Consider the following 24,990-nt stretch of genomic DNA (forward strand, 5'->3'; position numbering starts at 1 on the left):
CCTGCCGCGAAGGAGAAGAGAAAGACCATGCACAGCACACTGATCGTCGCCCGGATGGAACCCGGTGCGCGTTATGACGTCGCCCGGCTCTTCCAGGAGTTCGACGGCACGGAAATGCCGTACATCATGGGGACGAAGCGCCGCCAGCTCTTTGTCTACCAGGGTCTCTATTTCCACCTCCAGGAATTCGAGACGGACAACGGCGGAGAACTCATCGAAAAGGCGAAGACGGATCCGCGCTTCGTGCAGATCAGCGAGGACCTCAAGCCGTACATTCAGGCCTACGACCCGGCCACCTGGCGTTCGCCCGCCGATGCCATGGCCAAGTCGTTCTACCGCTGGGAAGCGTCCTCGTGACCGGTCGTCGTGTCGCCATCACCGGAATCGGAGTCCTCGCTCCGGGCGGAACAGGCGCCAAGAATTTCTGGAATCTGCTGAGCGAGGGACGGACCTCGACAAGGAGCATCACCTTCTTCGATCCCTCCCCCTTCAGGTCACGCGTCGCCGCGGAGATCGACTTCGATCCCGAGGAGCACGGGCTGAGCCCGCAGGAGATCCGCCGCATGGACCGCGCCGCCCAGTTCGCCGTCGTGGCGACCCGGGAGGCCGTCGCCGACAGCGGCATCGCCCTGGCGGACCTCGACCCCTACCGCACCGGAGTCACCATCGGCAGCGCGGTCGGCGCCACGACCGGGCTGGACCAGGAGTACCGGGTCGTCAGCGACGGCGGTCGGCTGGACCTGGTCGACCACCGCTACGCGGTGCCCCACCTCTACAACCACTTCGTGCCGAGTTCCTTCGCGGCCGAGGTCGCCTGGGCGGTGGGCGCCGAGGGCCCCTCGACGGTCGTCTCCACCGGCTGCACCTCCGGCCTCGACTCGGTCGGCCACGCTGTGGACATCATCCGGGAGGGCACCGCGGACGTCATGATCGCGGGCAGCTCGGACGCCCCGATCTCCCCGATCACCGTCGCCTGCTTCGACGCGATCAAGGCGACGACCCCGCGCAACGACGACCCGGAGCACGCCTCCCGTCCCTTTGACGGAACGCGCAACGGCTTCGTCCTGGGCGAGGGTTCGGCGGTGTTCGTCCTGGAGGAGCTTCAGAGCGCGCGGCGCCGCGGGGCGCACATCTACGCGGAGATCGCCGGCTACGCCTCCCGCTGCAACGCCTTCCACATGACGGGTCTGCGCCCCGACGGCGCCGAGATGGCCGAGGCCATCGGTGTCGCCCTCGACGAGGCGCGGGTCAACCCGGACGCGATCGACTACATCAACGCCCATGGCTCCGGCACCAAGCAGAACGACCGTCACGAGACCGCCGCGTTCAAGCGCAGCCTCGGCGACCACGCGTACCGGACGCCGGTCAGCTCGATCAAGTCGATGGTGGGCCACTCGCTCGGCGCGATCGGCTCCATCGAGATCGCGGCCTCGGCCCTGGCCATGGAGAACAACGTCGTTCCGCCCACGGCCAACCTGCACACCCCGGACCCCGAGTGCGACCTCGACTACGTGCCGATCACGGCGCGCGAGTGGCGCACCGACACGGTCCTGACCGTCGGCAGCGGCTTCGGCGGCTTCCAGAGCGCCATGGTGCTGGCGCGACCCGACAGGAGCATCGCATGACGACTCCGGTAGTGGTCACGGGCCTGGGCGTCGCCGCTCCCAACGGCCTGGGCACCAAGGACTTCTGGGCGGCCACGCTGAAGGGGGAGAGCGGCATCGGGCCCGTCACCCGCTTCACCCCGGACCAATACCCGGCGCGGCTGGCCGGCGAGGTGCCCGGCTTCGTCGCCGAGGACCACCTGCCGGGCCGGCTGCTGCCGCAGACCGACCGGATGACCCGGCTCGCGCTGGTCGCCGCCGACTGGGCCCTCAAGGACGCCGAGGTCACCCCACAGGAACTCAACGCCTACGACATGGGCGTGATCACCGCCAGCTCCTCCGGCGGCTTCGAGTTCGGGCAGAACGAGCTCCAGAAGCTGTGGAGCAAGGGTGGCCAGTACGTCAGCGCCTACCAGTCCTTCGCCTGGTTCTACGCCGTCAACACCGGCCAGATCTCGATCCGCAACGGCATGAAGGGCCCGAGCGGTGTCGTGGTCAGCGACCAGGCGGGCGGCCTTGACGCCCTGGCGCAGGCGCGGCGGCAGATCCGCAAGGGCACCCGGCTCATCGTCTCCGGCGCGATCGACGCCTCGATCTGTCCCTGGGGCTGGGTCGCCCAGCTCGCCGGCGAACGGCTGAGCCAGGAGGACGACGCGGACCGCGCGTATCTGCCCTTCGACGCGCTCGCCGGCGGGCACGTGCCGGGCGAGGGCGGTGCGATCCTCGTCATGGAGGACCTCGCGGCGGCCCGCGCCCGGGGCGCGCGGATCTACGGTGAGATCGCCGGCTACGGCGCCACCTTCGACTCCCGGCCCGGCAGCGGCCGGCCGCCCGGCCTCGGACAGGCGATCCGGGCCGCCCTCGCCGACTCCGGCGTCGAACCCGACGACATCGACGTGGTGTTCGCCGACGCGGCGGGCGTGCCCGCGCTCGACCGCATCGAGGCCGACGCCATCACGGAGCTCTTCGGGCCGCGCGGGGTGCCCGTGACGGCGCCCAAGACGATGACCGGACGGCTCTACTCCGGCGCCGCTCCCCTGGACGTGGCGGCCGCTCTGCTGGCGATCGAGGACGGCGTCGTCCCGCCCACCACCAACGTGCAACTCGCCCCGGAGTACGACCTCGACCTGGTCACCGGGGACCCGCGCACCGCCACGGTCCGCGCCGCGCTGGTGATCGCCCGCGGCCACGGCGGCTTCAACTCCGCGGTGGTCGTCCGTGCCGCCGGCTGAACCGCCGGCTCGCGACGCCACGGCACCGACAGCACACAGACCCTCGGCACCAACCCTCAGCATGGAGGAAACCCACATGTCCGACCGGATATTCACCCTGGACGACCTGCGCCGCATCCTGCTGGAGAGCGCGGGCACGGAAGAGGGCGTCGACCTCTACGGCGACATCGAGGACAGCGACTTCGAGGTGCTGGGCTACGAGTCCCTGGCGCTTCTGGAGACCGGCGGCCGTATCGAGCGCGAGTTCGGCGTCAGCCTCGACGACGTCAACCTCTCCGACATCACCACTCCGCGGGCCTTCGTGGCGGCCGTCAACGAGCTCCTCTCGGCCGACGTCGCCGTCTGACCCCCGACTCGGTCTGACCTCCCCCGATCAGACCGACGAAGCGGGCCGGGACGGGTTGTCCCACGCCCGCCCGGCCCGCTTCCGCCCGGCCCCCACCGTCCATGGGCCCGCATCCCCGACGACTTGTTCCGCGCAAGCAGCCGCGCACATGCCCGCGCACATGCCCGCGCGCATTCCCGCGCACATCTCGCGCAATTCCCGCGCAAGGAGACGCACATGACAGAGCAGAACGGCCGGGTCGCCCTGATCTCCGGCGCCACGAGCGGAATCGGCCTCGCCGTCGCCCGCCTTCTCGGCACCGCGGGCCACAAGGTGTTCATCGGCGCCCGCAACGCCGAGAAGGTGACGGAGACGGTGAAGCAGCTCCAGAGCGAAGGCATCGACGCCGACGGCAGCACCCTCGACGTGCGCTCCACGGACTCGGCACGCGCCTTCGTCCAGGCCGCCGTCGACCGCTTCGGCACCGTCGACATCCTGGTGAACAACGCGGGCCGCAGCGGCGGCGGTGTCACGGCCGACATCGCGGAGGACCTGTGGGACGACGTCATCGACACCAACCTCAACAGCGTCTTCCGCCTCACCAGCGCGGTCCTGAACACCGGCGGCCTGCGCCACAAGGGCTGGGGCCGCATCATCAACATCGCGTCCACCGCGGGCAAGCAGGGCGTCGTCCTCGGCGCCCCGTACTCGGCCTCCAAGCATGGCGTGGTCGGCTTCACCAAGGCCCTCGGCAACGAGCTGGCCCCCACCGGCATCACCGTCAACGCGGTCTGCCCCGGGTACGTCGAGACGCCGATGGCGCAGCGGGTGCGGGCCGGTTACGCCGCCGCGTACGACGTCACCGAGGACGCCATCCTGGAGAAGTTCCAGGCCAAGATCCCGCTGGGCCGCTACTCCACGCCGCAGGAGGTGGCCGGCCTGGTCGGCTACCTGGCCTCCGACACGGCCGCCTCCATCACCTCCCAGGCGCTGAACGTCTGCGGCGGCCTGGGCAACTTCTGAGCCCGCCCGCCCCGTTCGCCGACCACGCACTCATCCCAAGGAGCCTGACCATGTCGCAGCCCGGCCTGCGCGAGGTGGAGCACGAGATCACGGTCTCGGCTCCGGCCGCTGCCGTCTACCGTCTGATCGCCGAGGTCGAGAACTGGCCGCGCATCTTCCCGCCCACCATCTACGTCGACCACCTGGAGCGCGCGGGCGACACCGAGCGCATCCGGATCTGGGCCACCGCCAACGGTGAGGCGAAGAACTGGACCTCCCGCCGCGTCCTGGACCCGGACCGCCTGCGGATCGAGTTCCGCCAGGAGGTCTCCACACCTCCCGTGGCCGCAATGGGCGGCACCTGGATCATCGAGCCGCTCGACGACGTCACATCCCGCATCCGCCTGCTGCACGACTACCGCGCCGTCGAGGACGACCCGGACGGCCTGCGCTGGATCGACGAGGCCGTCGACCGCAACTCGCGGTCCGAGCTGGCCGCCCTGAAGACCAACGTCGAACTCGCCCACGCCGCCGAGGAGGTGACGTTCTCCTTCGAGGACTCCGTCCCTGTCGCCGGCTCCGCCAAGGACGTGTACGACTTCATCAACGAGGCGCACCTGTGGCAGGAGCGCCTGCCCCACGTCGCGTCCGTCCGCCTCGACGAGGACGTGCCGGGGCTGCAGACCCTGGAGATGGAGACCCGCGCCAAGGACGGGTCCACCCATCTGACCAAGTCCTACCGGGTCTGCTTCGAGGGCCGGAAGATCGCCTACAAGCAGGTGACCCTGCCGGCGCTGATGACCCTGCACACCGGCTACTGGACCTTCACCCAGGACGCGGACGGCACCACGGCCTCCTCCCAGCACACCGTCGTCCTCAACACCGAGAACATCACCAAGATCCTCGGCCCGGACGCCGGTGTCGCCGAGGCCCGCGCCTACGTCCACACCGCGCTGAGCACCAACAGCCGGGCCACGCTGGGGCACGCCAAGACCTACGCCGAGGCGCGCTGACCATGTCCGCCACCCTGCGCACCCAGGTCCTCGTGGTCGGGGCCGGCCCCGCGGGCCTGATGCTCGCCGGGGAACTGCGGCTCGGCGGCGCCGAAGTGCTGGTGGCGGAGCGCCTGGAGACTCCCACCACGGAGTCCCGGGCCTCCACCCTGCACGCGAGGACCATGGAGACCCTCGCCGCCCGGGGCCTGCTGGAGCGGTTCGGCAACCCGCCGAACGAGCCGATGGGGCACTTCGGCGGCATCCCGCTCGACCTGACCCTGCCCGGCTCCCACCCCGGGCAGTGGAAGATCTTCCAGGCGGAGGTCGAGCGGGTCCTGCAGGAGTGGAGCACCGGCCTGGGCGCGGTGGTGCTGCGCGGCCACGAGCTGTGCGGGCTGACGACTGCCGCCGACCACGTCACGGCCGAGCTGTCGGGCCCCGACGGGCCGGTCGAGGTCAGCACCGAGTACGTCGTGGGGTGCGACGGCGAGCAGAGCGCCGTACGGCGGCTCGCGGGCTTCGACTTCGCCGGCGCGGACGCCGAACGGGAGCTGGTGCGGGCCGACGTGGCCGGCATCGACATCCCCGACCGGCGCTTCCAGCGGCTGCCGCGCGGGCTGGCGATCGCGGCCCGCCGCCCCGACGGCGTCACCCGCGTCATGGTGCACGAGTTCGGCAGCGTCGCCCCGCCGCGCACCACGGACCCCGACTTCACCGAGGTCGCCGCCGTCTGGCGCCGCGTCACCGGCGAGGACATCGGCCACGGCACCCCGCTGTGGGTCAACGCCTTCGGGGACGCCTCCCGTCAGGCGACCGCGTACCGGAAGGGACGCGTCCTGTTGGCCGGGGACGCCGCCCACCGGCAGATGCCGATCGGCGGCCAGGCCCTCAACCTTGCCCTCCAGGACGCCGTCAACCTCGGCTGGAAGCTGGCGGCGCGGGTGACCGGCCGGGCCGGCGACGCGCTGCTGGACTCGTACCACGGCGAACGCCACCCGGTCGGCCGCCGGGTCCTGAGCAACATCAAGGCCCAGGCCCGGCTGCTGCTGGGCGGCGAGGAGGTCGAGGCGGTCCGCGAGGTGTTCGGCGAACTGGTCTCCCTGACGCCCGCCCGTGCCCACCTCGCCTCGATGATCGCGGGGCTCGACATCGCGTACGACGACGGCGGCACCGACACCGACGGCACCGACGCCGGGCATCCGCTGCTCGGCAGGCGCTTCCCCCCGCTGTCCCTGACCACACCGGACGGCGACGGCACGACGGCCGCGCTGCTGCGGGCCGGCCGGGGCGTCCTGCTCGACCTCTCCGGGGACCCCGAACGAGCGGCGGAACGATCCGCCGTACTCGGGCCCTGGACCGAGCGGGTGTCCCTCGTGACGGCCCGGCTCCGGGACGCCGGGGACCTGGCGGACACCGACGCGGTTCTGCTGCGGCCCGACGGCTACGTCGCCTGGGCGGCGACGACCGGCACCACCGGCCTCACAGCGGCCCTGCACCGCTGGTTCGGCACACCGCCGGGCGCCCCCGCACCCGGCATCAGCACCACCGCACACCGCACACCGGCCCGGGCACCCGCCGCCAGGGCCGACCACGGCAACCACAGGAGGACCACGATGGGAACGCTCACCGGGAAGACGGCGCTGGTCACGGGATCCAGCCGAGGCATCGGCCGGGCGACGGCCCTGCGCCTCGCCGACGAGGGAGCACTCGTCGCCGTCCACTACACCAGCAACCAGGAGGCGGCCGACGACGTCGTCCGCACCATCGAGAAGGAGGGCGGCCGGGCCTTCGCCGTCCAGGCCGAACTCGGCGTCCCCGGAGACGTCCACGACCTGTTCCTCGGCGTGGAGCAGGGCCTCAAGGAGCGTACCGGCACCACCGATCTGAATATCCTGGTCAACAACGCCGGCGTGATGGGCGGCGTGGCCCCGGAGGACACCACCCCCGAGCTGTTCGACCGGATCATCGCGGTCAACGCCAAGGCGCCGTTCTTCATCATCCAGCGGGCGCTGACGATCATGCCCGACGGTGGTCGCATCATCAACATCTCCACGGGCCTCACCAGGACGGCCAACCCCCAGGAGATCGCCTACGCGATGAGCAAGGGCGCCGTCGAGATGCTCGCGCTGCACTTCGCCAAGCACCTCGGCCCGCGCGGCATCACGATCAACAGCGTCGCACCGGGCATCACCCGCAACGACAACCCGGTCTTCGACATGCCCGAGGTCGTCGAGCAGATGGCCCAGCTGTCGGTCTTCAACCGGGTCGGCGAACCGCGCGACGTAGGCGACGTCGTCGCCCTGCTCGCCTCCGACGACGCGCGCTGGATCACCGGGGCCTTCGTCGACGCCAGCGGGGGCACCCTCGTCGGCTGAACGGACGCGGGGACGGAAGCAGAACGAGACGGGGGGCAGGACGATGACACCGACGAGCGCGGCACCCGTGGCCGGACAGCCCGGCGCGGGCGGCACGGGAGCCGGACGGTGGAGCCCGCGCCAGTGGGCGCTGCTGATGGTGCTGGCCGGCAACATGCTCATCGACGCCCTGGAGGTGTCGGTGGCCGTGGTCGCCCTGCCCTCCATCGGCGGCGACCTGGGCGCGGACCCGACCTCACTCCAGTGGGTGATGAGCGGCTTCGCCGCCGGTTTCGGGGCGACGATCCTGTTCGGCACCCGGCTGGTGGAACGGCTCGGACGACGCCGGGTGTATCTCGCGGCCGTCTCCGTCTTCGCCGTCGCCTCCCTGGCCGGGGCCCTGGCCGGCGCCGCCTGGTTCCTGATCGCCACCCGGGTGGTCAAGGGCGTGTGCGCGGCGCTCACCGCGCCCACCGGTCTGGCGATCATCACCAGCACCTTCCCGGAGGGCCCCGCCCGCAACCGGGCCGTCTCGGTCTACAGCCTCTTCGGAGCGAGCGGCTTCTCCCTCGGCCTGGTGCTCTCCGGGCTGCTGACCGAGGCGAGCTGGCGCTGGACGTTCGCCTTCCCCGCGCCCGTCGCCGCCGTACTGCTCCTGGCCGGGCTGCGCCTCGTACCGGAACAGCGCGGGAAGGGACGCGCGGACGGCGGCCGTCCCTACGAACTGCCCACCGCCCTGGGCCTGTCCGCCGCGCTGCTGGCCCTGGTGTACGGCGTCGGGAACGTACCCGAACACGGTTGGACCGCGCCCGGCACCCTCGGCGCGTTCGCGCTGGCCGCCGCGCTGTCCGCCCTCGTCGTGGCCGGGGAACGGCGGGCGGCCCATCCGCTGCTGCCGCTGCGGGTACTCGCCCACCCGGCCCTGCGGCGCTCGGCGTTCGGCGCCGCCGCGCTCAACGGGTCGTACCTGGGCCTGCTGTTCGTCGTGACCTTCCACCTCCAGACGCTCCTCGGCTGGTCGCCGGCCAGGACCGGACTGGCCATGCTGCCCGCCGCCCTGCCGCTGGCGCTCTCCGCCGCGTACTCCGGGCGGATGGTGCAGCGGTTCGGAGCGGGCCGGCTGATCGCGGTGGGGTACCTGGCGCCCCCGCTCGGCTACGCCCTCTACCTGAGGGCGTCTGTGCCCACGCGGTACGCGACCGATGTCCTGCCCACGCTGCTCCTGCTGGGCGCGGCCTTCGTCCTCTGCTTCGCCGCGCTGCACCTGCAGGCCCTGGCCGCGGCCCCGGAGGCGGAGCCCGGCGTCGCGAGCGGCGTGTACCAGACGGCCGTCCAGTTCGGCGCCGTACTGATGCCGGCCCTGGTGGCCGCGCTGATGTCGGCCCACCGGCCGCCACCCGGCGGGTCCGCCTCGGCCGCCCTGGCCGGCTACCACCCGGCCCTCCTGCTCGTCACCGCCGTCGGCGTCGCCGGGCTCGCCGTCTCGCTCACCGGCCTCCTGCCGCAACGCACCACCGGACCGAACGCGTCATGACGAACCGACGCGCCCGGACGAACCGACGCACCATCACCGACCGAGGGGAGGACCAGGCCTTGTCGCTCCACAGCAACTCCGCGTCGCACGGCACCGGTTCTCCCCGGCGGCCCGCCCCGGACGCCCCGGTCGCCGTCGACCTCTGGCTGGTGCGGTACCCGGTGCAGCACAGCACGGGACGCCGGCTCGCCGTGGCCGAACTCGACGCCCGGGAGCGCACCCGGGCCGCGGCCTTCCTACGGCCCCCGGACGCCCTGCTCTACACCGCCGCCCACATCGCCCTGCGCCGGCTGCTCGCGGCCGCGCTCGGCCTCACGCCCGAGGACGTGTCGTACGTCCGTGAGCCCTGCCCGGGATGCGGCGGACCGCACGGCAGGCCCGCGCTGCGGCCCGGCCCCGCGCCCGTGCTGCACTTCTCCCTGTCCCACAGCAGCGGACGGGCCCTGGTCGCCCTCGCCACCGCACCGGTCGGCGTGGACATCCAGCGGATGCCCTCGGCACAGGCCACGGAGGTCTGCGTCCGCCGGCTGCACCCCGGCGAGCGCGCCGAACTCGAAGAGCTGCCGCAGGACCGGCGCGGCCCGGCCTTCGGACAGCTGTGGGCCCGCAAGGAGGCCTACCTCAAGGGCATCGGAACCGGCCTCGAACGACCGGCGCACGCCGACTACCTGGGCACGCCTGGCCTTGGCCGCTGGCTCAGGCCCCCGCACTGGACGGTCCTCGATCTGCCCGGCGGCCCGGCACACACGGCCGCCGTCGCCGTCCTGGGCACCCCGGCCGCCCCCCTGCCGGTCCGCCCGCTCCCCATGGAGTGGCTGTACGAGGGCGACGCCGCCCGTGTCCTGACCGAGATCGCCCGCCTCACCGGTGCCGTTCGCGTGACGGAGGCCGCCGGCGTGCAGGACACCGCCGGTGTGGAGGGGACCGACCGAGTGGAGGGGCCCGTCCGCCTGAAGGAGACCGTGAAGGAGACACTGACATGACCACCACCGCCTTCGTCTTCCCGGGCCAGGGCTCACAACGTGTCGGCATGGGCCGGGACCTCGTCGACCGATGGCCCGACCTCCTCGACGCCTACTACCGGCCCGCCGACGAAGTCCTCGGCCTCCCGCTCACCGACCTGTGCTGGAACGGTCCGGCCGACGCACTCGCCGACACCGCGATCACCCAGCCCGCCGTCCTCCTCACCAGCGTCGCCGTCCTCGACGTCCTGCGGCGCCACGGCATCCGCCCCGTCCTGGTGGCGGGACACAGCCTGGGGGAGTACGCGGCGCTGGTCGCCGCCGACGTCCTCGACTGGAGCGACGCCCTGAGGCTGGTCCGGCTGCGCGGCTGGCTGATGGCCGCCGTCAACGAGCGGGTGCCCGGCCGGATGGCCGCGGTCATGGGCCTGGACCTGCGGACCGTGGAGGAGCTCTGCGCCGCCGTCCGTGAGCGGACCGGGCAGGTCGTCGAGGTCGCCAACGACAACGAGTTCGCGCAGACGGTCGTGTCGGGGCAGGCCGCGGCGGTCGACGAGCTGGTCACGGCGGCGCGTGCCGCAGGGGCCGCCCGTGCCCTCGCGCTGAAGGTCGGCGCGCCCTTCCACAGCAGTCTCATGGCGCCCGTGGAGGAGGAGTTCACCCGGGCCCTGCTGGAGACGGAGTTCCGCGACCCGGCCGTCCCGGTGATCTCCGGAGTGACGGCGGCGCCGCTGACCAGCGCGGGGCAGGTCGTCGACACCCTGCGGCGCCAGCTGACGGGCCGGGTGCGCTGGACCGAGTCGGTGACGCGGATCGCCGCCGAGGGGACGCACCGGATCCTCGAAGTGGGCCCCGGCAAGGTCCTCTCCGGCCTGTGCCGCCGGATCGCGCCGGACGTCCCCGCCCACACCACGCACGACGCGACCCATGTCGTGTCGGCCCTGGACCTGTTCGCCCCGGCCGAGGACTCCGCCACCGCCGTCTGACCGCCGCACGGCGGTGCCTCACGCCACGTCACGCGACACCAAGGAGGGGAAACCATGCCAGCCAGCCGGGACATCGTCCAGGAACGCCTGGACGAACTGGCCGCGATCAAGGAGTCGGTCCTGGCGGGACCGGACCCCGCGGCCACCGAACGCCAGCACGACAAGGGCAAGCTGGCCGCCCGCGAACGCATCGAACTGCTGCTGGACAAGGGCTCGTTCAACGAGGTCGAGCCCCTGCGCCGGCACCGCGCGACCGGCTTCGGCCTGGAGGCCAGGAAGCCATACACGGACGGAGTCGTCACCGGCTGGGGCACGGTCGACGGTCGTACCGTCTTCGTCTACGCCCACGACTTCCGCATCTTCGGCGGCGCGCTCGGCGAGGCGCACGCCCAGAAGATCCACAAGATCATGGACATGGCCGAGGCGGCCGGCGCACCCGTCGTGAGCCTGAACGACGGCGCCGGCGCCCGCATCCAGGAGGGCGTCACCGCGCTCGCCGGCTACGGCGGCATCTTCCAGCGCAACACCCGCGCCTCCGGCGTCATCCCGCAGATCAGCGTGATGCTCGGTCCGTGTGCGGGCGGCGCGGCGTACTCGCCCGCGCTGACCGACTTCGTGTTCATGGTCCGGGACACCTCGCAGATGTTCATCACCGGACCGGATGTGGTGAAGGCCGTGACCGGCGAGGAGATCACCCAGAACGGCCTCGGCGGCGCGGACGTGCACGCCGCGACGAGCGGCGTCGCGCACTTCGCGTACGACGAGGAGGAGAGCTGCCTGGAGGACGTGCGCTTCCTCCTCGGGCTGCTCCCGTCCAACAACCGTCAGACGCCGCCGGTCGTCGCGACGAACGACCCGGCGGACCGGCCCACGGACGCCCTGCTCGACCTGGTCCCGGCCGACGCCAACCGTTCGTACGACGTCCGGGCCGTCATCGAGGAGATCGTCGACGACGGCGAGTACTTCGAGGTGCACGCCGTCTGGGCGCCCAACATCGTCGTGGCGTTCGCCCGCCTGGACGGGCACGTCGTCGGCATCGTCGCCAACCAGCCCGCCGCCACCGCCGGCGTGCTCGACATCGAGTCGTCGGAGAAGGCGGCCCGGTTCGTCCAGCTGTGCGACGCCTTCAACATCCCGCTGGTCACCCTGGTCGACGTCCCCGGCTTCCTGCCCGGCGTCGACCAGGAGCACAACGGCATCATCCGGCGCGGCGCCAAGCTGCTCTACGCCTACTGCAACGCCACCGTGCCCCGCATCTCCCTGATCATGCGCAAGGCGTACGGCGGCGCGTACATCGTCATGGACTCCCGCTCCATCGGCGCGGACCTCGCCCTCGCCTGGCCCACCAACGAGATCGCGGTCATGGGCGCGGAGGGCGCCGCCAACGTCATCTTCCGTCGCCAGATCAACGCCTCGGACGACCCGGACGCGGTGCGTCAGCAGAAGATCGAGGAATACCGGTCGGAGCTCATGCACCCCTACTACGCGGCCGAACGCGGCCTGATCGACGACGTCATCGACCCGCGGCAGACGCGGGCGGTGCTGATCAGGTCCTTGGCGATGCTCCGCGCCAAGCACGCCGAACTGCCCTCCCGCAAGCACGGAAACCCGCCGCAGTGAATCAGGAGTGTTCCGATGACCACCACACCCTTCGCCTCCTCCCTCACCTCTCCCGTCACCTCCACCTTCACCTCCATCGAACCGCTGATCCGCGTCGAGAAGGGCTCCGCGGGCCCCGCCGAACTGGCAGCGCTCACCGCCGTACTGCTCCACCGCGTCGCGTACGACGCCTGCGCGTACGACGCGCGCCAGGCACCGGCTCCGCGCTGGAACCGGGCGGGCACACGCCACGCCGCGGGCAGTCCCGTGAGCTGGCGATCGGCGCACCTGCGGGACTCCGCCCGTCGGCCCTGGCAGCGCTGACCACTCATCAACCAGCCCCAGCAGGGCTCGACCGAGCAAAGGATGGATCATCGTGCGCAAGGTGGTCATCGCCAACCGCGGTGAGATCGCTGTCCGCGTGGCCCGGGCCTGCCGTGACGCGGGGATCGCGAGCGTGGCCGTCTACGCGGACCCGGACCGCGACGCTCTGCATGTCCGCGCCGCGGATGAGGCGTTCGCCCTGGGCGGTGACACCCCGGCCACCAGCTACCTGGACATCGACAAGGTCCTGAAGGCCGCACGCGAGTCCGGCGCGGACGCGATCCACCCCGGCTACGGCTTCCTGTCGGAGAACGCCGACTTCGCCCAGGCCGTCCTGGACGCCGGCCTGATCTGGATCGGCCCGCCGCCGCAGGCCATCCGCGACCTCGGCGACAAGGTCGCCGCCCGGCACATCGCCCAGCGCGCCGGCGCCCCCCTGGTCGCGGGCACCCCCGACCCGGTCAGCGGGGCGGAGGAGGTCGTCGCGTTCGCGGAGCAGCACGGGCTGCCGATCGCGATCAAGGCCGCCTTCGGAGGCGGCGGCCGCGGTCTGAAGGTCGCGCGCACCCTCGAAGAGGTGCCCGAACTCTACGAGTCCGCGGTCCGCGAGGCGGTGGCCGCGTTCGGCCGGGGCGAGTGCTTCGTCGAGCGCTACCTCGACAAGCCCCGCCACGTCGAGACCCAGTGCCTGGCCGACAGCCACGGCAACGTGGTCGTCGTATCGACCCGGGACTGCTCGCTCCAGCGCCGCCACCAGAAGCTGGTCGAGGAGGCCCCCGCCCCGTTCCTGTCCGACGCCCAGGTCGCCGAGCTGTACAGCGCCTCCAAGGCGATCCTCAAGGAGGCCGGCTACGTCGGCGCCGGCACCGTGGAGTTCCTGGTCGGCGCGGACGGCACGATCTCCTTCCTGGAGGTCAACACCCGCCTGCAGGTCGAGCACCCGGTCACCGAGGAGGTCGCCGGCATCGACCTGGTCCGGGAGATGTTCCGCATCGCCGACGGCGAGCACCTCGGCGCTGCGTCATATTTCAAGGAGGGCGACCCGCCGCTGCGCGGCCATTCCTTCGAGTTCCGCATCAACGGCGAGGACCCCGGCCGAGGCTTCCTGCCCGCCCCCGGCACCGTCACCACCTTCACCCCGCCGTCCGGCCCGGGCGTGCGCCTGGACGCGGGTGTGGAGTCCGGATCGGTGATCGGCCCCGCCTGGGACTCCCTGCTGGCCAAGCTGATCGTCACCGGTGCCACCCGCGAGCAGGCCCTGCAGCGCGCCGCCCGCGCGCTGGCCGAGTTCCAGATCGAGGGCATGGCCACCGCCATCCCCTTCCACCGCGCGGTCGTCACCGACCCCGCCTTCGCCCCCGAGGTCCACGGCCAGGACGGCCCGTTCACGGTCCACACCCGCTGGATCGAGACCGAGTTCGACAACACGATCCCGCCCTTCACCGTGCCGCCCGAAGCCGAGGCCGACGACGATCAGGGCCGTGACACCGTGGTCGTCGAGGTCGGCGGCAGGCGGCTGGAGATCTCCCTCCCGTCCACCTTGGGTATGTCCCTGGCCCGCACCGGCCTGGCCTCCGGTGCCAGGCCGAAGCGCCGGGCGGCCAAGAAGTCCGGCCCGGTCGCCTCCGGTGACACCCTCGCCTCGCCCATGCAGGGCACGATCGTGAAGGTCGCGGTCGAGGAGGGCCAGCAGGTCGAGGAGGGCGACCTCATCGTCGTACTCGAAGCGATGAAGATGGAGCAGCCGCTCAAGGCTCACCGGGCGGGCACGGTCAAGGAACTGTCCGCCGAGGTCGGCGCCTCCCTCACCGCCGGTGCCCGCATCTGCGAGATCAAGGACTGAACAGGCGATGAGTGCCTTGGCGTTGTCGGTGCTGCTGTGTCTGGTGTCGGCGCTCTGCTATGCCGTGGGGGCGCTGCTCCAGGAGCGGGTTGCCGGCGCGGCACGGCAGTCGGCCGTACGGGGGACGCTCCGCTCCGGGCTCTGGTGGGCGGCACTCTCGCTGAACAGCGGCGGCGCGCTCCTCCATGTGCTCGCGCTGCGCTGGGGCCCGCTCAGCCTCGTACAGCCGCTGGGTGCGCTCACCCTGGTGTTCGCCCTTCCGCTGTCCGCGCTGGGGCATGGCAGCGGAGGCAGAGGCAGCCGGGTGGGTCGGGCCGCGTGGGCCGGAGTCGGGCTCGTGAGCGGCGGTCTGGCCGCGCTGACCGCGCTGGTCGACATCGGCCCACAGGTCCTGCTGTCCGCCAGGGACCAGTCGGTGATCGCGGGACTGGGCCTCGGCGCTGTGGCCCTGTCGGCCGTCGCCGCGGCCGGGACGAGGTCGGCGGCGGTGCGTGGCGCGGCGCTGGCCGCGGCGGCCGGCGTGGCGTTCGGCGTGGCGTCGGTCCACGTCAAGGCGGTCGTGGCCGGCTGGGGCGTACTCCCGGTCGGCGCCGAGGCGGTGGGGCTGTGCCTCATCGTGGTCCTGGCCGTGGCCGGACTGGCGGCATCCCAGGCCGCGTACCGGGATGCCGGTCTCACCGTGCCCCTGGTGACCACGACGCTGGTCAACCCGGTCGTCGCGTCCCTGATCGGGGTCGCCGTCATGGACGACGGCTTCCACCACGGCGCGGCCGGGCTGGCGCTGGTGGTGCCGGCGGCCGGTGCGGCGGCCGTCGGGCTGCTCCTGCTGGTCCACGACCGGGCCGGCCGCGAGGGCGTCGGACGCGGTGAGCGATCCGGTTCCGTCGGCGTGGCCGCCGGAGTGCCGCGCGACCTGCCCGGGGAGGCCGCGGAACCCGTGAACCACGTGCCCTGCCTGTCAGCCCATGGGAAAAGATCCCATGAAACAACCCAAGCCGGACAGATTCCCGATGCCAGGGGAGGCCAGTCATGCCGGAACAGTCCCTACGTCTCGCAGTGATCACCAGCAGTCCACCGGAGAGCGGTTCGGGTCCCGTCGTCGCCCGATGGCTGACGCGGCAGGCCCAGCAGTTCGGCGCGTTCAGCGTCGACGTGATCGACGCCGTCGAGGCCGATCTGCCGACGGTGGTCTCCCCGGCCCGCGCCGCGGCGGCCCGCCACCGGCTCGAGGAGGTGGCGACGCGGATCGAGGCGGCCGACGCCTATGTGGTCGTCACCGCCGAGTACAACCACGGCTGCCCCGCCGTCCTGAAGACCGTCATCGACTGGCACCCCACGCAGTGGCGCGGCAAGCCGGTGTCCTTCGTGTCGTACGGCGGCCGCTCCCGCGGGCTGCGGGCGGTGGAGCAACTGCGGCAGGTCTTCGCCGAACTCCATGTCGCGACCCTGCGGGACGGTGTCAGCTTCGCGGACGCGCGCAGCCACTTCGACGAGGACGGCAACCCGCGGGACGCCCCGGGCCTCGACGCGGCGGTGAAGACCATGCTCGGCCAGCTGGTGTGGTGGGCCGCCGCGCTCCGGCAGGCGCGTCGGCGACGCCCGTACGCGGCATGAATACGAAGGAGTTGAAGGAGACGACGGTGGGAAGGCAGCAGACCCCGGCCCTGAAGCGGACGTCCGCGACCAGGACGTCGGGCGTCACCGACATCACCCTGGACGCGGGTGGCATCACCCTGTCCGGACTGCACATCGAGCCGGCCGGCCTCGCGCCCAGGGCGGTCGTGGTCGCCGTGCACGGCGGGGGGATGACGGCCGGCTACTTCGACGGGCAGGCGCACCCCAGCGTGTCGCTGCTGGGGCTGGGAGCACGCCTCGGTTTCTCGGTGCTGAGCCTGGACCGGCCCGGCTACGGCCGTTCGGCCCAGGAGATTCCCCACGGGCAGAGCCTCGCCGAGCAGTCGGCCGCCCTGCACGCGGCGCTCGACGACTACGCGCGGCACTTTCCGACGGGCGAGGGGTTCCTGCTCGTCGCGCACTCCTTCGGCGGCAAGGTGGCGTTGACGGCCGCCGCCGACGACGAGCGCGGCCGGATCATCGGCCTCGACATCTCGGGCTGCGGGCACCGCTACGCCGTCGACTTCCGGGAGCCGCCGGGCCATCTCGCCCGCGAGTCCTGGAAGTGGCACTGGGGACCCCTGCGGCTCTATCCGCCGAACAGCTTCCGCTACAGCCGTCCCCTGGTGGCGCCCATGCCCCCGGCGGAGCTGCGGGAACTGCGGCAATGGTCGGAGATCTTCCCCGGCGTGGCCGCCCGGGTCCGGGTCCCGGTCCGGTTCACGTTCGCGGAGTACGAGAACTGGTGGCTGCACGACACCGACGCGCTGGAGGAGCTGGTCGGCCATCTCCGGGCGGCCGCGGTCACGGTGCACCGTCAGCCGGACGCGGGGCACAACATCAGCCTCGGCTGGGCCGCGCGCTCCTACCATCTGCGCGTCCTGGCCTTCCTGGAGGAACTGCTCGCCCGCCGCGAACAGGCCGGCGCATGAACCAGGAGGTGAGCCGGCGGCCCGCCCCGGTCGCCGGATCCTTCACTCGGGTCAGGTCGATCGGCCGCTCCCTGTCGGTGCGCAACTTCAGGCTGTTCTTCATCGGCCAGCTCGTCTCGGTCATCGGCACCTGGATGATGGTCGTCACCCAGGACTGGCTCGTGCTGTCCCTGACCGACGACTCCGCCACCGTCCTCGGCGTGGTCACCGCCCTCCAGTTCGCGCCCATGCTGTTCCTGTCCCTCTACGGTGGGCGGCTCGCCGACCGCCGCGACAAGCGCGTGATCCTCGTCGCGGCCAACCTCGTCTCGGCCGCGCTGTCGCTGGTCCTGGCGCCCCTGGTGTTCACGGGGGCCGTACGCGTGTGGCACGTGTGCGCCCTGGCCTTCTGCCTTGGTGTCGTCAACGCGATCGAGACACCGGCCCGGATGTCCTTCGTGCACGAGATGGTCGGCGGCGACCTGCTGCCCAACGCCTCGGCCATGAGTGCCGCCTACTTCAACCTGGCGCGCATCTTCGGGCCCGCGCTGGGCGGTCTCGCGATCACCTGGCTCGGCATCGGACCGGTGTCGCTGCTCAACGTGGCCAGCTATCTGGCCACGGTGGCGGCGCTGCTGATGATGCGCCCAAAGGAACTGCTGCGGAGCCGCAGCACCGCCCGCGACGGGCGGTCCGTCGACGCCCTGCGGTACGTCGCGTCCCGCCCCGATCTGCTGCTGCCCCTGCTCACGGTCGCGGTCGTCGCGCTCTTCGGCCTGAACTTCCAGCTGACCCTGCCGCTGCTCGCCAAGACCGTCTTCCACGCGGACGCCGGTACCTTCGGGCTGTTCACCTCGGCGGTCGCCGCGGGATCGCTTCTCGGCGCACTGATCGGCTCGGGCCGCGAGGGACGCCCCTCGGCCACGCTGGTGGCGGCTGCCGCCATCGCCTTCGGCACGGCCGAGGCGCTGACGGGGCTCGCTCCCGGGCAGGGCACCGCCCTGGTTCTGCTGGCGGTCACGGGCCTGACCGCGATCTTCTTCACACAGGCCGTCAACCACCGCGTTCAACTGGGCTCGGCCCCCGGCTACCGGGGCCGCATCCTGGCCCTTTACACCCTCCTGCTCCAGGGCTCGACGCCCTTCGGCGCCCTCCTGACCGGCTGGCTCGCCGCCCACCACGGCGCTCGTGCGGCCCTGCTCGTCGGCGGCCTGGTCTCCCTGGCCACGGGCCTCGCGGCCCTGGTGAAATATGCCCTGCCCCAATCCTCCTCGAAGCGCCGCTCATTGAGCGTCCGGAAAACCGGCCGATGAGTACAGTTATTACGGTGTTGTCCTCCTGGGTTTCATGCTGTGTAGACTGCCACTACTGGCCGACGCTCCGTCAAGTCACGGTTATGTCAGGCGACTTCTGGTGAACTTCAGGCAACTCGGATAAAAAAATCGGATCGAGTTCTTCCCCAAGAAGGGAATCAATCATGCAGGTCCAGTACACCGACCGCATGGCGGCCGCCGTGCGGTCGGCGAGCGAACTTGCCGCCGCGCAGCGCAGTCCCGAATTATTCACCATTCATCTGCTCACCGTTCTCAGCGCGCAGAACGATTCCACTTTCTCGGCCCTGCTGATCGCCGGCGATGTGGATCTGGCGGCTTTTCATGAATTCGCCTCCAACCGCAGTCGGCAGATGATTCCGCCGGTGTCGCGGGTGTCGGCGGACGACATCCGGCCGAGCCAGGAGCACGCGGCCCTGCTGGAGGGCGCCGCCACCGAGATGTCGGAGATCGGCGACAGTCGGCTCGGCACCGAGCATGTGCTGCTGGCGGCGCTCAAGTACCGTCCCGGCAAGGGCGCCTGGGCCGTTTTCGGCCTCTCGTACGCTCCGGTCCGCAAGAGCCTGGACGCGCTGCGGAAGAACTCGAACGTCTGACGTCGTCAGGCGGATCAGCGCCGCCTGACGCCCGTCACCTCGGCCGGCTGCCGGACGACGCAGTCGGCCGCGAGGGGAGCCCGGCTCGGCTGCCCTCGCGCACCCCGAGACGTCCTTGTCGCTCAACGACATCTCCGCACGCAGGCTGCATGACGCCCGCCTCCCGGTAGGCCTGGATGCGTAGGCCACGCGGGGCCAGGGCCTGGGTAAGGCCTGATCCATTGGCCACCCAACGGTCGCCATCGGGGCTGATCCACTGCGCCGTTGACAGAATCAACGGCGCGACAGTTGAGCCAGTGGGAGCCGAGGTGCCCATCTTCTCCATGTACTTGCGGCGCCGCGTAGCGTCGGACGGCGACGAGGCCGGGTCCGGACCGCGGTGCCTTAGTCGTGCCTGTTTGTTGTCCGCGATCCGGGATGACCGTAGGCAGGACGCGTACCACCGCAAGGGGGGCGGCTGACCCGTCCCGGCGCTACACGCCGCCCGCCCGCGCCGTCACCGTTCCCAGCACCTCGCGGGCCACGTCCAGCGCCGCGTCCCGGTCGGCCGGCACCAGCCCGATGCGGGTACGCCGGTCGAGCAGATCGGACTCGTCCAGGGCACCCTCGTGGCGTACGGCCCACAGGAGTTCGGCGCCGGTGACGGGGTGGCCCGCGAGCACGGGTTCCGCGAGACGGGGGTCCTCCGTGGCGAGCGCCTGGACGGCCGGCGCCTCGGTGCCGTACCGCTGGAGCAGTCGGCGCGGTGCGCGCAGCGAGCCGAGGGCGTCGGGGGACGCGGCGCCGACCAGCGGCAGGGAGGCGGTGGGGGAGGGGCCGGCCGTGAGCCGGTGCGTGGCGACGGCCGCGTCGAGGGCGTCCTCGGCCATGCGCCGGTAGGTGGTGAGCTTGCCGCCGACCACCGTGGTCACCCCCTCCGACGAGGTGAGGACCGCGTGCCGGCGTGAGATGTCGGAGGTCCGCGGCGCCCCGGACCCGGCCGCCGGCGCGGTGTCGAGCAGGGGACGCAGACCGGCGAACGCACCGACGACGTCGTCACGCCGGACCGGGACGTCCAGGACCGAGCCGAGGACGTCCAGCAGGAAGCCGATGTCCGTCTCGGGAACTTCGGGAACGTCGGGGACGTCACCCTCGACGGGCTCGTCGGTGAGGCCGACGTAGACCCGGCCGTCGCCCTGCGGCAGGACGAGGACGAAACGGTTGGTCTCCCCGGGGACGGGCACATGCAGTCCCGCCGGCAGGGGGCCGAGGTGGTCGGAGCGGAGCACCAGGTGGGTGCCGCGCGAAGGGCGGATCCGGATGCCGTCCACCAGGCCGTCCGCCCACACGCCGGACGCGTTGATCACGGCGCGGGCCCTGATCTCGCCCTCCTCGCCGGTGAGTTCGTCACGGATCCGGGCGCCGGACGCGGTGAGCTCCAGTGCCCTGACGCGGGTGAGGATCCGGGCGCCGCGGGCGGCGGCGGTGCGGGCGATCGCCGTCACCAGACGGGCGTCGTCGGTGAGCCGGCCGTCCCAGGACAGCAGGCCGCCGCGCAGGCCCTGGGTGCGCAGGGCGGGAGCGAGGTGCCGGGTCTCCACCGTGGACAGGCGGCGCGGGGCGGGGAGGGTGGCGCGGGCCGTGCGTGCCGCCAGCCGCAGGGCGTCGCCGGCCCGGAACCCGGCCCACGCCAGGGTGGACTGGGCGCGGGAGACCAGCGGCGTCAGCGGCAGCACGAACGGCTGGGCCCGCACCAGATGAGGTGCCGTCCGCTCCATCAGCACCCCGCGTTCGACCGCGCTCTCGTGCGCCACGTCGAGCTGCGCCGAGGCGAGGTAGCGCAGGCCGCCGTGGATGAGCTTGCTGCTGAAGCGGGAGGTGCCGAAGGCCAGGTCATGGGCGTCGACGGCGGCCACCGTCAGACCTCGGGCGGCGGCGTCCAGGGCGACCCCGGCACCCGTCGCGCCCAGCCCGACGACCAGGATGTCCACGACCGGACCGCCGACGGTCTCGGTGAGTTCGCGCGAACGCCGGGCGGCGGACAGCGACGATCCGGGGACCGGGGGAGTGGCAGGGGTCATGGCGTGAGGGTCCTCTCCAGGATGCTGCGCAGTTCCGCCAGGAAGGCGTCGCTGCTCAGGTCGGCGTCGTCCTCGTCGGTCATGGTCCGCAGGGACAGGGTGAACGACTGGACGATCAGCAGCAGGGACCGCGCCTGCCGCTCCAGATGGCCCGCGCGCACCGAGCCGTCGGCGTGGCCCTCCCGCACGGCGCCCGCGAGCAGGGCGAGCAGCGCCTCCTGGCTCGCGCCCCGGCGGTCGAGGACGTAGGGAAGGAGCAGTTCCGGGTCGACGTCCACGATCTTCTGGAAGAGCGGATGGGCGCGGAAGGTCCTCACCCCCGCCACGAGTCCCTCGACGATCAGGTCGCGCGTGGCCGTCCCGGGGTGCCGTTCGGGCATGGCCCCCGTGGCGACCGCGACCCACTCGCGGGTCATCAAGTCCCCGACCAGGGAGCGCACGTCGGGCCAGCGCCGGTACAGCGTCATCCGGGAGACGCCCGCGCGGCGGGCCACGTCGGTCAGCGTCGTACGGCGGACCCCGACGGCCAGGACACAGTCGCGCACCGCGTCGAGGACCGCGTCGCTGTCGGAGTGGTTGCCCGAATCCTTGTGACGAATAGGCGTCATGTGTCACAGTGTAACGCCTGCGAGGCCGTCCGGGACACGGCATCGCTCGAAATCGACCGGTGAGGACGACAGTCATGGACATGCTGTGGAGCGGCTGGGGCGACCCGGCCAAGGCGGCGCCGCTGCCCGAGACCGTGATCGGCCTGCTGCGCGATCTGCTCGGAGTCAAGCCGCGCACCGCCGGGCCGGTCGCCCTGGAGGACATCGCCGTACCCCAGCCCGGACTCGAACCCGCCGCACGCCAGGCCCTGTCCGCCGCGGTCGGCGGCGAGGAGCACGTCCGCACCGACGCGGAGACCCGCATCCGGCACACGCGCGGCAAGTCAACCCCCGACCTGCTCCGGATCCGGGACGGCGAGGTGGACGACGTCCCCGCGGCCGTCGTCCTGCCCGCCGGCCACGACGATGTCCTCGCCGTCCTGCGCGCCTGCGCCGAACACGGCCTGGCCGTGGTCCCGTTCGGCGGCGGCACCTCCGTCGTCGGCGGCCTCGCCCCCTCCCGGCGCGGCGCCTTCGTGGCCCTGGACCTGCGCCGCATGGACGCGCTGCTCGCCGTCGACCCGGTCTCCCGCACCGCCACGCTGCAACCCGGAATACGCGGGCCGCAGGCCGAGGCGCTGCTCGCCGAACACGGCTTCACCCTCGGCCACTTCCCGCAGTCCTTCGAGTGGGCGAGCATCGGCGGATTCGCCGCCGCCCGCTCCAGCGGCCAGGCATCCGCCGGATACGGCCGCTTCGACGAGATGGTCCTGGGCCTGACCGTCGCCACCCCCGAGGGCACCCTCGACACCGGCCGGGCCCCGCGCTCGGCGGCCGGCCCCGACCTGCGTCAGCTTCTGCTCGGCTCGGAGGGCGCGTTCGGCGTCATCACCTCCGTGACCGTGCGGGTCCGGCCCGTCCCCCGGGCCCGGGTGTACGAGGGCTGGCGCTTCGCCTCCTTCGAGGAGGGCTCGGCCGCGCTGCGCCGCCTCGCCCAGGACGGACCGCGCCCGACGGTGCTGCGGCTGTCCGACGAGACCGAGACCCTGATCGGCCTCGCCCAGCCCGACGCCATCGGCGGCTCCGACGCGGCGCAGCAGTCCGCGGGCTGCATGGCCGTCGCCGGGTACGAAGGCACCGAAGGGGACGTCGCGTACCGCAGCGAGCACGCCGCGGCCGTCCTGCGGGACTGCGGCGGCACCCCGCTCGGCGAGGAACCGGGCGAGCGCTGGGCGCACGGCCGCTACTCGGCCCCGTATCTGCGCGACTCCCTGCTGGACGCCGGGGCGTTCGTCGAGACGCTGGAGACGGCGACCTTCTGGTCACGCGTCCCCGAGCTGTACGCGTCCGTCCGCGACGCCCTCACCGCGACGCTCACCGAGGCCGGCACCCCGCCGCTGATCATGTGCCACATCTCCCACGTCTACGAGAACGGCGCCTCGCTGTACTTCACCGTCGTCTCGGCGCAGGGTGAGGACGCGGTCGCCCACTGGGAGACGGGCAAGCACGCCGCCAACGAGGCGATCCTCGGCGCGGGCGGCACCATCAGTCACCACCACGGTGTCGGCACCGACCACCGCGACTGGTACGTCCGCGAGGCGGGCCCCCTGGGTGTCGAGGCGCTGCGTGCCGTCAAGCGGCGGCTGGACCCGGCGGGGCTGCTGAACCCCGGCGTCCTCCTGCCGCTCGACTGAGCCCGGCCGGCCCGCCCGCACCCGGCCCTTGACACGCCTGTTCCACTGGGCCGGGCACACCCCGCTCCACAGCCCACCCCCACCCGTACCCCGGCCCGCCTCCGGCAGCTCCCTCCCGTCGGCCCGAAAGGCACCCCGATGCGACAGTTCACCGCCATCGTCAACCCCACGGCGGGCGGATCCGCCTCCGCGGCCGCGCTGCTGGAAGTGGCCCGGCCGCTGCGGGAGGCCGGGGCCGACCTGGAGACCCAGTACAGCCGTAGCCTGGCCCACGCCCGGGATCTGGCCAGGGACGCCGGAGAGCGGGGGCGGGTGGTGCTCGCCGTGGGCGGCGACGGAATGGCCGGCGGCATCGGCGGCGCCCTCAGCGGCACCGGCAGGGTGCTGGGCCTCGTACCGGCCGGCCGGGGCAATGACTTCGCCCGGGCCCTCGACCTGCCCACCGACCCGGCGGCGCTCGCCGAAGTACTGCTCCACCATGAGCCCCGGGAGGTCGACACCATCGAGGTCGAGTCGGCCGTCCACGACCGCACCGTGGTCCTCGGCAGCGTGTACGCCGGAGTGGACGCGCTCGCCAACCGCCACGCCAACAACGCCACCCTGCTGCGCGGCGCCGCCTCCTACTACGCGGGCGGGCTGCGCGCCGTCACCACCTGGCGCGCCGCGCGTTACCGGGTCACCGTCGACGGGCAGGAACATCTGCACACCGGCTACACGGTCGTGGCCGCCAACTCCGGTTACTACGGATCCGGTCGGCTCATCGCGCCCGACGCCCGTGTCGACGACGGCATGCTGGAGGTCGTGATGATCCGCGAGGCCCCGCGCCGGCTGTTCTTCGCCCTGATGAACGACCTCAAGACCGGCGCCCATGTCGACCGCCCCCAGGTGGAGATCCTGCGGGGCAAGGAGATCCGTATCTCGGCCGACCGCGAGGTGCCCTACGGCGCCGACGGCGAGGTCGAGGCGACCCTCCCGGTCACGCTCAGAGTTCTGCCGGGAGCGCTGCGCGTCCTGTGCTGAGCCCGAACCGCCTCGGGCGAGGGCTCAACCGCCGTCCAGCGGCATCCGCTGCCGCGTCGCCCTGAGCTGATCGGCGGCGGCGCCGCGATCGGCCACGTCGGGGATGAGCAGGGCGAGCAGCGCGGCCACCGGCAATCCGGCCTCGGCGGGGTGCCGCAGCAGCTTGCCCTGCTCGATCCGGTAGATGTTGGTCCTGCCCTCGCGGACATGGGACAGATAACCGTCCCGCTCCAGCTCCGAAATGATCTTCTGGACGGCTCGTTCGGTGAGCCGGCAGTGGGCCGCGATATGGCGGATGCGGACGTTCGGGTTGTCGGCGATCGCTGCCAGTACGCGGGCGTGGTTGGTCAGAAATGTCCATCCGGTGTGCGGCTCAGGGACTCCGTCCATGAGCCAACAGTACGGCTGAGCGTTCAC

The 24,990-nt window shown here is 72.3% G+C and carries 23 protein-coding genes; 20 read left to right on the plus strand and 3 right to left on the minus strand.

What is annotated here, in order from left to right; genetic code table 11:
- Nucleotides 1–27 precede the first annotated feature (27 nt).
- The 18 genes from ACFPQ9_RS21965 to ACFPQ9_RS22050 all read left to right on the plus strand — a co-directional run bounded on the left by ACFPQ9_RS21965 (nucleotide 28) and on the right by ACFPQ9_RS22050 (nucleotide 19,212).
- The gene (locus ACFPQ9_RS21965; protein WP_380855652.1) at nucleotides 28–357 is read left to right on the plus strand and encodes a TcmI family type II polyketide cyclase; all 330 of its coding nucleotides are present in this window, start codon (nucleotides 28–30) and stop codon (nucleotides 355–357) included.
- Nucleotides 354–1,625 carry a beta-ketoacyl-[acyl-carrier-protein] synthase family protein gene (locus ACFPQ9_RS21970; protein WP_380855655.1) on the plus strand — a complete coding sequence of 424 codons (1,272 nt, stop codon included), beginning with the start codon at nucleotides 354–356 and terminating at the stop codon, nucleotides 1,623–1,625. Before ACFPQ9_RS21965 ends, ACFPQ9_RS21970 begins: the two co-directional genes overlap by 4 nt.
- On the plus strand, nucleotides 1,622–2,836 hold the full coding sequence (locus tag ACFPQ9_RS21975) for a ketosynthase chain-length factor (RefSeq protein WP_380855658.1): 1,215 nt from the start codon (nucleotides 1,622–1,624) through the stop codon (nucleotides 2,834–2,836). The genes ACFPQ9_RS21970 and ACFPQ9_RS21975 overlap by 4 nt, the downstream gene beginning before the upstream one ends.
- Nucleotides 2,837–2,912: 76 nt before the next feature.
- The gene (locus ACFPQ9_RS21980; protein ID WP_380855661.1) at nucleotides 2,913–3,182 is read left to right on the plus strand and encodes an acyl carrier protein; all 270 of its coding nucleotides are present in this window, start codon (nucleotides 2,913–2,915) and stop codon (nucleotides 3,180–3,182) included.
- 216 nt (nucleotides 3,183–3,398) lie between these two features.
- On the plus strand, nucleotides 3,399–4,184 hold the full coding sequence (locus ACFPQ9_RS21985) for an SDR family NAD(P)-dependent oxidoreductase (RefSeq protein WP_380855664.1): 786 nt from the start codon (nucleotides 3,399–3,401) through the stop codon (nucleotides 4,182–4,184).
- Nucleotides 4,185–4,234: 50 nt separating this feature from the next.
- Nucleotides 4,235–5,176 carry an aromatase/cyclase gene (locus ACFPQ9_RS21990; protein WP_380855667.1) on the plus strand — a complete coding sequence of 314 codons (942 nt, stop codon included), beginning with the start codon at nucleotides 4,235–4,237 and terminating at the stop codon, nucleotides 5,174–5,176.
- Between the two features lie 2 nt (nucleotides 5,177–5,178).
- On the plus strand, nucleotides 5,179–7,533 hold the full coding sequence (locus ACFPQ9_RS21995) for an SDR family oxidoreductase (protein ID WP_380855670.1): 2,355 nt from the start codon (nucleotides 5,179–5,181) through the stop codon (nucleotides 7,531–7,533).
- A gap of 43 nt (nucleotides 7,534–7,576) precedes the next feature.
- Nucleotides 7,577–9,046 carry an MFS transporter gene (locus ACFPQ9_RS22000; protein WP_380855673.1) on the plus strand — a complete coding sequence of 490 codons (1,470 nt, stop codon included), beginning with the start codon at nucleotides 7,577–7,579 and terminating at the stop codon, nucleotides 9,044–9,046.
- The gene (locus tag ACFPQ9_RS22005; protein WP_380855676.1) at nucleotides 9,043–10,029 is read left to right on the plus strand and encodes a 4'-phosphopantetheinyl transferase family protein; all 987 of its coding nucleotides are present in this window, start codon (nucleotides 9,043–9,045) and stop codon (nucleotides 10,027–10,029) included. Before ACFPQ9_RS22000 ends, ACFPQ9_RS22005 begins: the two co-directional genes overlap by 4 nt.
- Nucleotides 10,026–10,994 (plus strand): ACP S-malonyltransferase, encoded by a 969-nt coding sequence (gene fabD, locus ACFPQ9_RS22010; RefSeq protein ID WP_380855679.1) that lies wholly within the window; start codon nucleotides 10,026–10,028, stop codon nucleotides 10,992–10,994. Before ACFPQ9_RS22005 ends, fabD begins: the two co-directional genes overlap by 4 nt.
- Nucleotides 10,995–11,048: 54 nt before the next feature.
- A complete protein-coding gene (locus ACFPQ9_RS22015; RefSeq protein ID WP_380855682.1) occupies nucleotides 11,049–12,614 on the plus strand; it encodes an acyl-CoA carboxylase subunit beta in 1,566 nt (521 codons plus the stop codon).
- Nucleotides 12,615–12,629: 15 nt separating this feature from the next.
- On the plus strand, nucleotides 12,630–12,917 hold the full coding sequence (locus tag ACFPQ9_RS22020) for an acyl-CoA carboxylase subunit epsilon (RefSeq protein WP_380855685.1): 288 nt from the start codon (nucleotides 12,630–12,632) through the stop codon (nucleotides 12,915–12,917).
- A 52-nt stretch (nucleotides 12,918–12,969) separates the two neighbouring features.
- Complete coding sequence (locus tag ACFPQ9_RS22025; protein ID WP_380855688.1) at nucleotides 12,970–14,760, plus strand: acetyl/propionyl/methylcrotonyl-CoA carboxylase subunit alpha; 1,791 nt, start codon at nucleotides 12,970–12,972, stop codon at nucleotides 14,758–14,760.
- Nucleotides 14,761–14,767: 7 nt separating this feature from the next.
- The gene (locus ACFPQ9_RS22030; protein ID WP_380855691.1) at nucleotides 14,768–15,820 is read left to right on the plus strand and encodes a DMT family transporter; all 1,053 of its coding nucleotides are present in this window, start codon (nucleotides 14,768–14,770) and stop codon (nucleotides 15,818–15,820) included.
- Entirely contained in the window at nucleotides 15,790–16,374 is a 585-nt protein-coding gene (locus ACFPQ9_RS22035) for an NADPH-dependent FMN reductase (RefSeq protein ID WP_380855694.1), read from the plus strand. The genes ACFPQ9_RS22030 and ACFPQ9_RS22035 overlap by 31 nt, the downstream gene beginning before the upstream one ends.
- Before the next feature lie 26 nt (nucleotides 16,375–16,400).
- Entirely contained in the window at nucleotides 16,401–17,306 is a 906-nt protein-coding gene (locus tag ACFPQ9_RS22040; protein WP_380855698.1) for an alpha/beta hydrolase, read from the plus strand.
- Complete coding sequence (locus ACFPQ9_RS22045; RefSeq protein WP_380855701.1) at nucleotides 17,303–18,598, plus strand: MFS transporter; 1,296 nt, start codon at nucleotides 17,303–17,305, stop codon at nucleotides 18,596–18,598. Before ACFPQ9_RS22040 ends, ACFPQ9_RS22045 begins: the two co-directional genes overlap by 4 nt.
- Before the next feature lie 188 nt (nucleotides 18,599–18,786).
- Entirely contained in the window at nucleotides 18,787–19,212 is a 426-nt protein-coding gene (locus ACFPQ9_RS22050) for a Clp protease N-terminal domain-containing protein (protein WP_380855704.1), read from the plus strand.
- A 473-nt stretch (nucleotides 19,213–19,685) separates the two neighbouring features.
- On the opposite strand, the gene ACFPQ9_RS22055 is transcribed toward ACFPQ9_RS22050, so the two are convergent.
- The gene (locus tag ACFPQ9_RS22055; protein ID WP_380855707.1) at nucleotides 19,686–21,272 is read right to left on the minus strand and encodes a glycerol-3-phosphate dehydrogenase/oxidase; all 1,587 of its coding nucleotides are present in this window, start codon (nucleotides 21,270–21,272) and stop codon (nucleotides 19,686–19,688) included.
- The gene (locus ACFPQ9_RS22060) at nucleotides 21,269–21,880 is read right to left on the minus strand and encodes a TetR/AcrR family transcriptional regulator (RefSeq protein WP_380855710.1); all 612 of its coding nucleotides are present in this window, start codon (nucleotides 21,878–21,880) and stop codon (nucleotides 21,269–21,271) included. Before ACFPQ9_RS22060 ends, ACFPQ9_RS22055 begins: the two co-directional genes overlap by 4 nt.
- A gap of 74 nt (nucleotides 21,881–21,954) precedes the next feature.
- Here ACFPQ9_RS22060 and ACFPQ9_RS22065 point away from each other — a divergent pair, with 74 nt between their 5' ends.
- Both ACFPQ9_RS22065 and ACFPQ9_RS22070 read left to right on the plus strand, forming a co-directional pair.
- Complete coding sequence (locus tag ACFPQ9_RS22065) at nucleotides 21,955–23,553, plus strand: FAD-binding oxidoreductase (protein ID WP_380855713.1); 1,599 nt, start codon at nucleotides 21,955–21,957, stop codon at nucleotides 23,551–23,553.
- A 138-nt stretch (nucleotides 23,554–23,691) separates the two neighbouring features.
- Complete coding sequence (locus tag ACFPQ9_RS22070) at nucleotides 23,692–24,573, plus strand: YegS/Rv2252/BmrU family lipid kinase (RefSeq protein ID WP_380855716.1); 882 nt, start codon at nucleotides 23,692–23,694, stop codon at nucleotides 24,571–24,573.
- 24 nt (nucleotides 24,574–24,597) lie between these two features.
- On the opposite strand, the gene ACFPQ9_RS22075 is transcribed toward ACFPQ9_RS22070, so the two are convergent.
- The gene (locus tag ACFPQ9_RS22075; RefSeq protein WP_380855719.1) at nucleotides 24,598–24,963 is read right to left on the minus strand and encodes a helix-turn-helix transcriptional regulator; all 366 of its coding nucleotides are present in this window, start codon (nucleotides 24,961–24,963) and stop codon (nucleotides 24,598–24,600) included.
- Between the last annotated feature and the right edge of the window lie 27 nt (nucleotides 24,964–24,990).

This window comes from Streptomyces coerulescens (genome assembly GCF_042657965.1).
GTDB lineage: Bacteria > Actinomycetota > Actinomycetes > Streptomycetales > Streptomycetaceae > Streptomyces > Streptomyces coerulescens.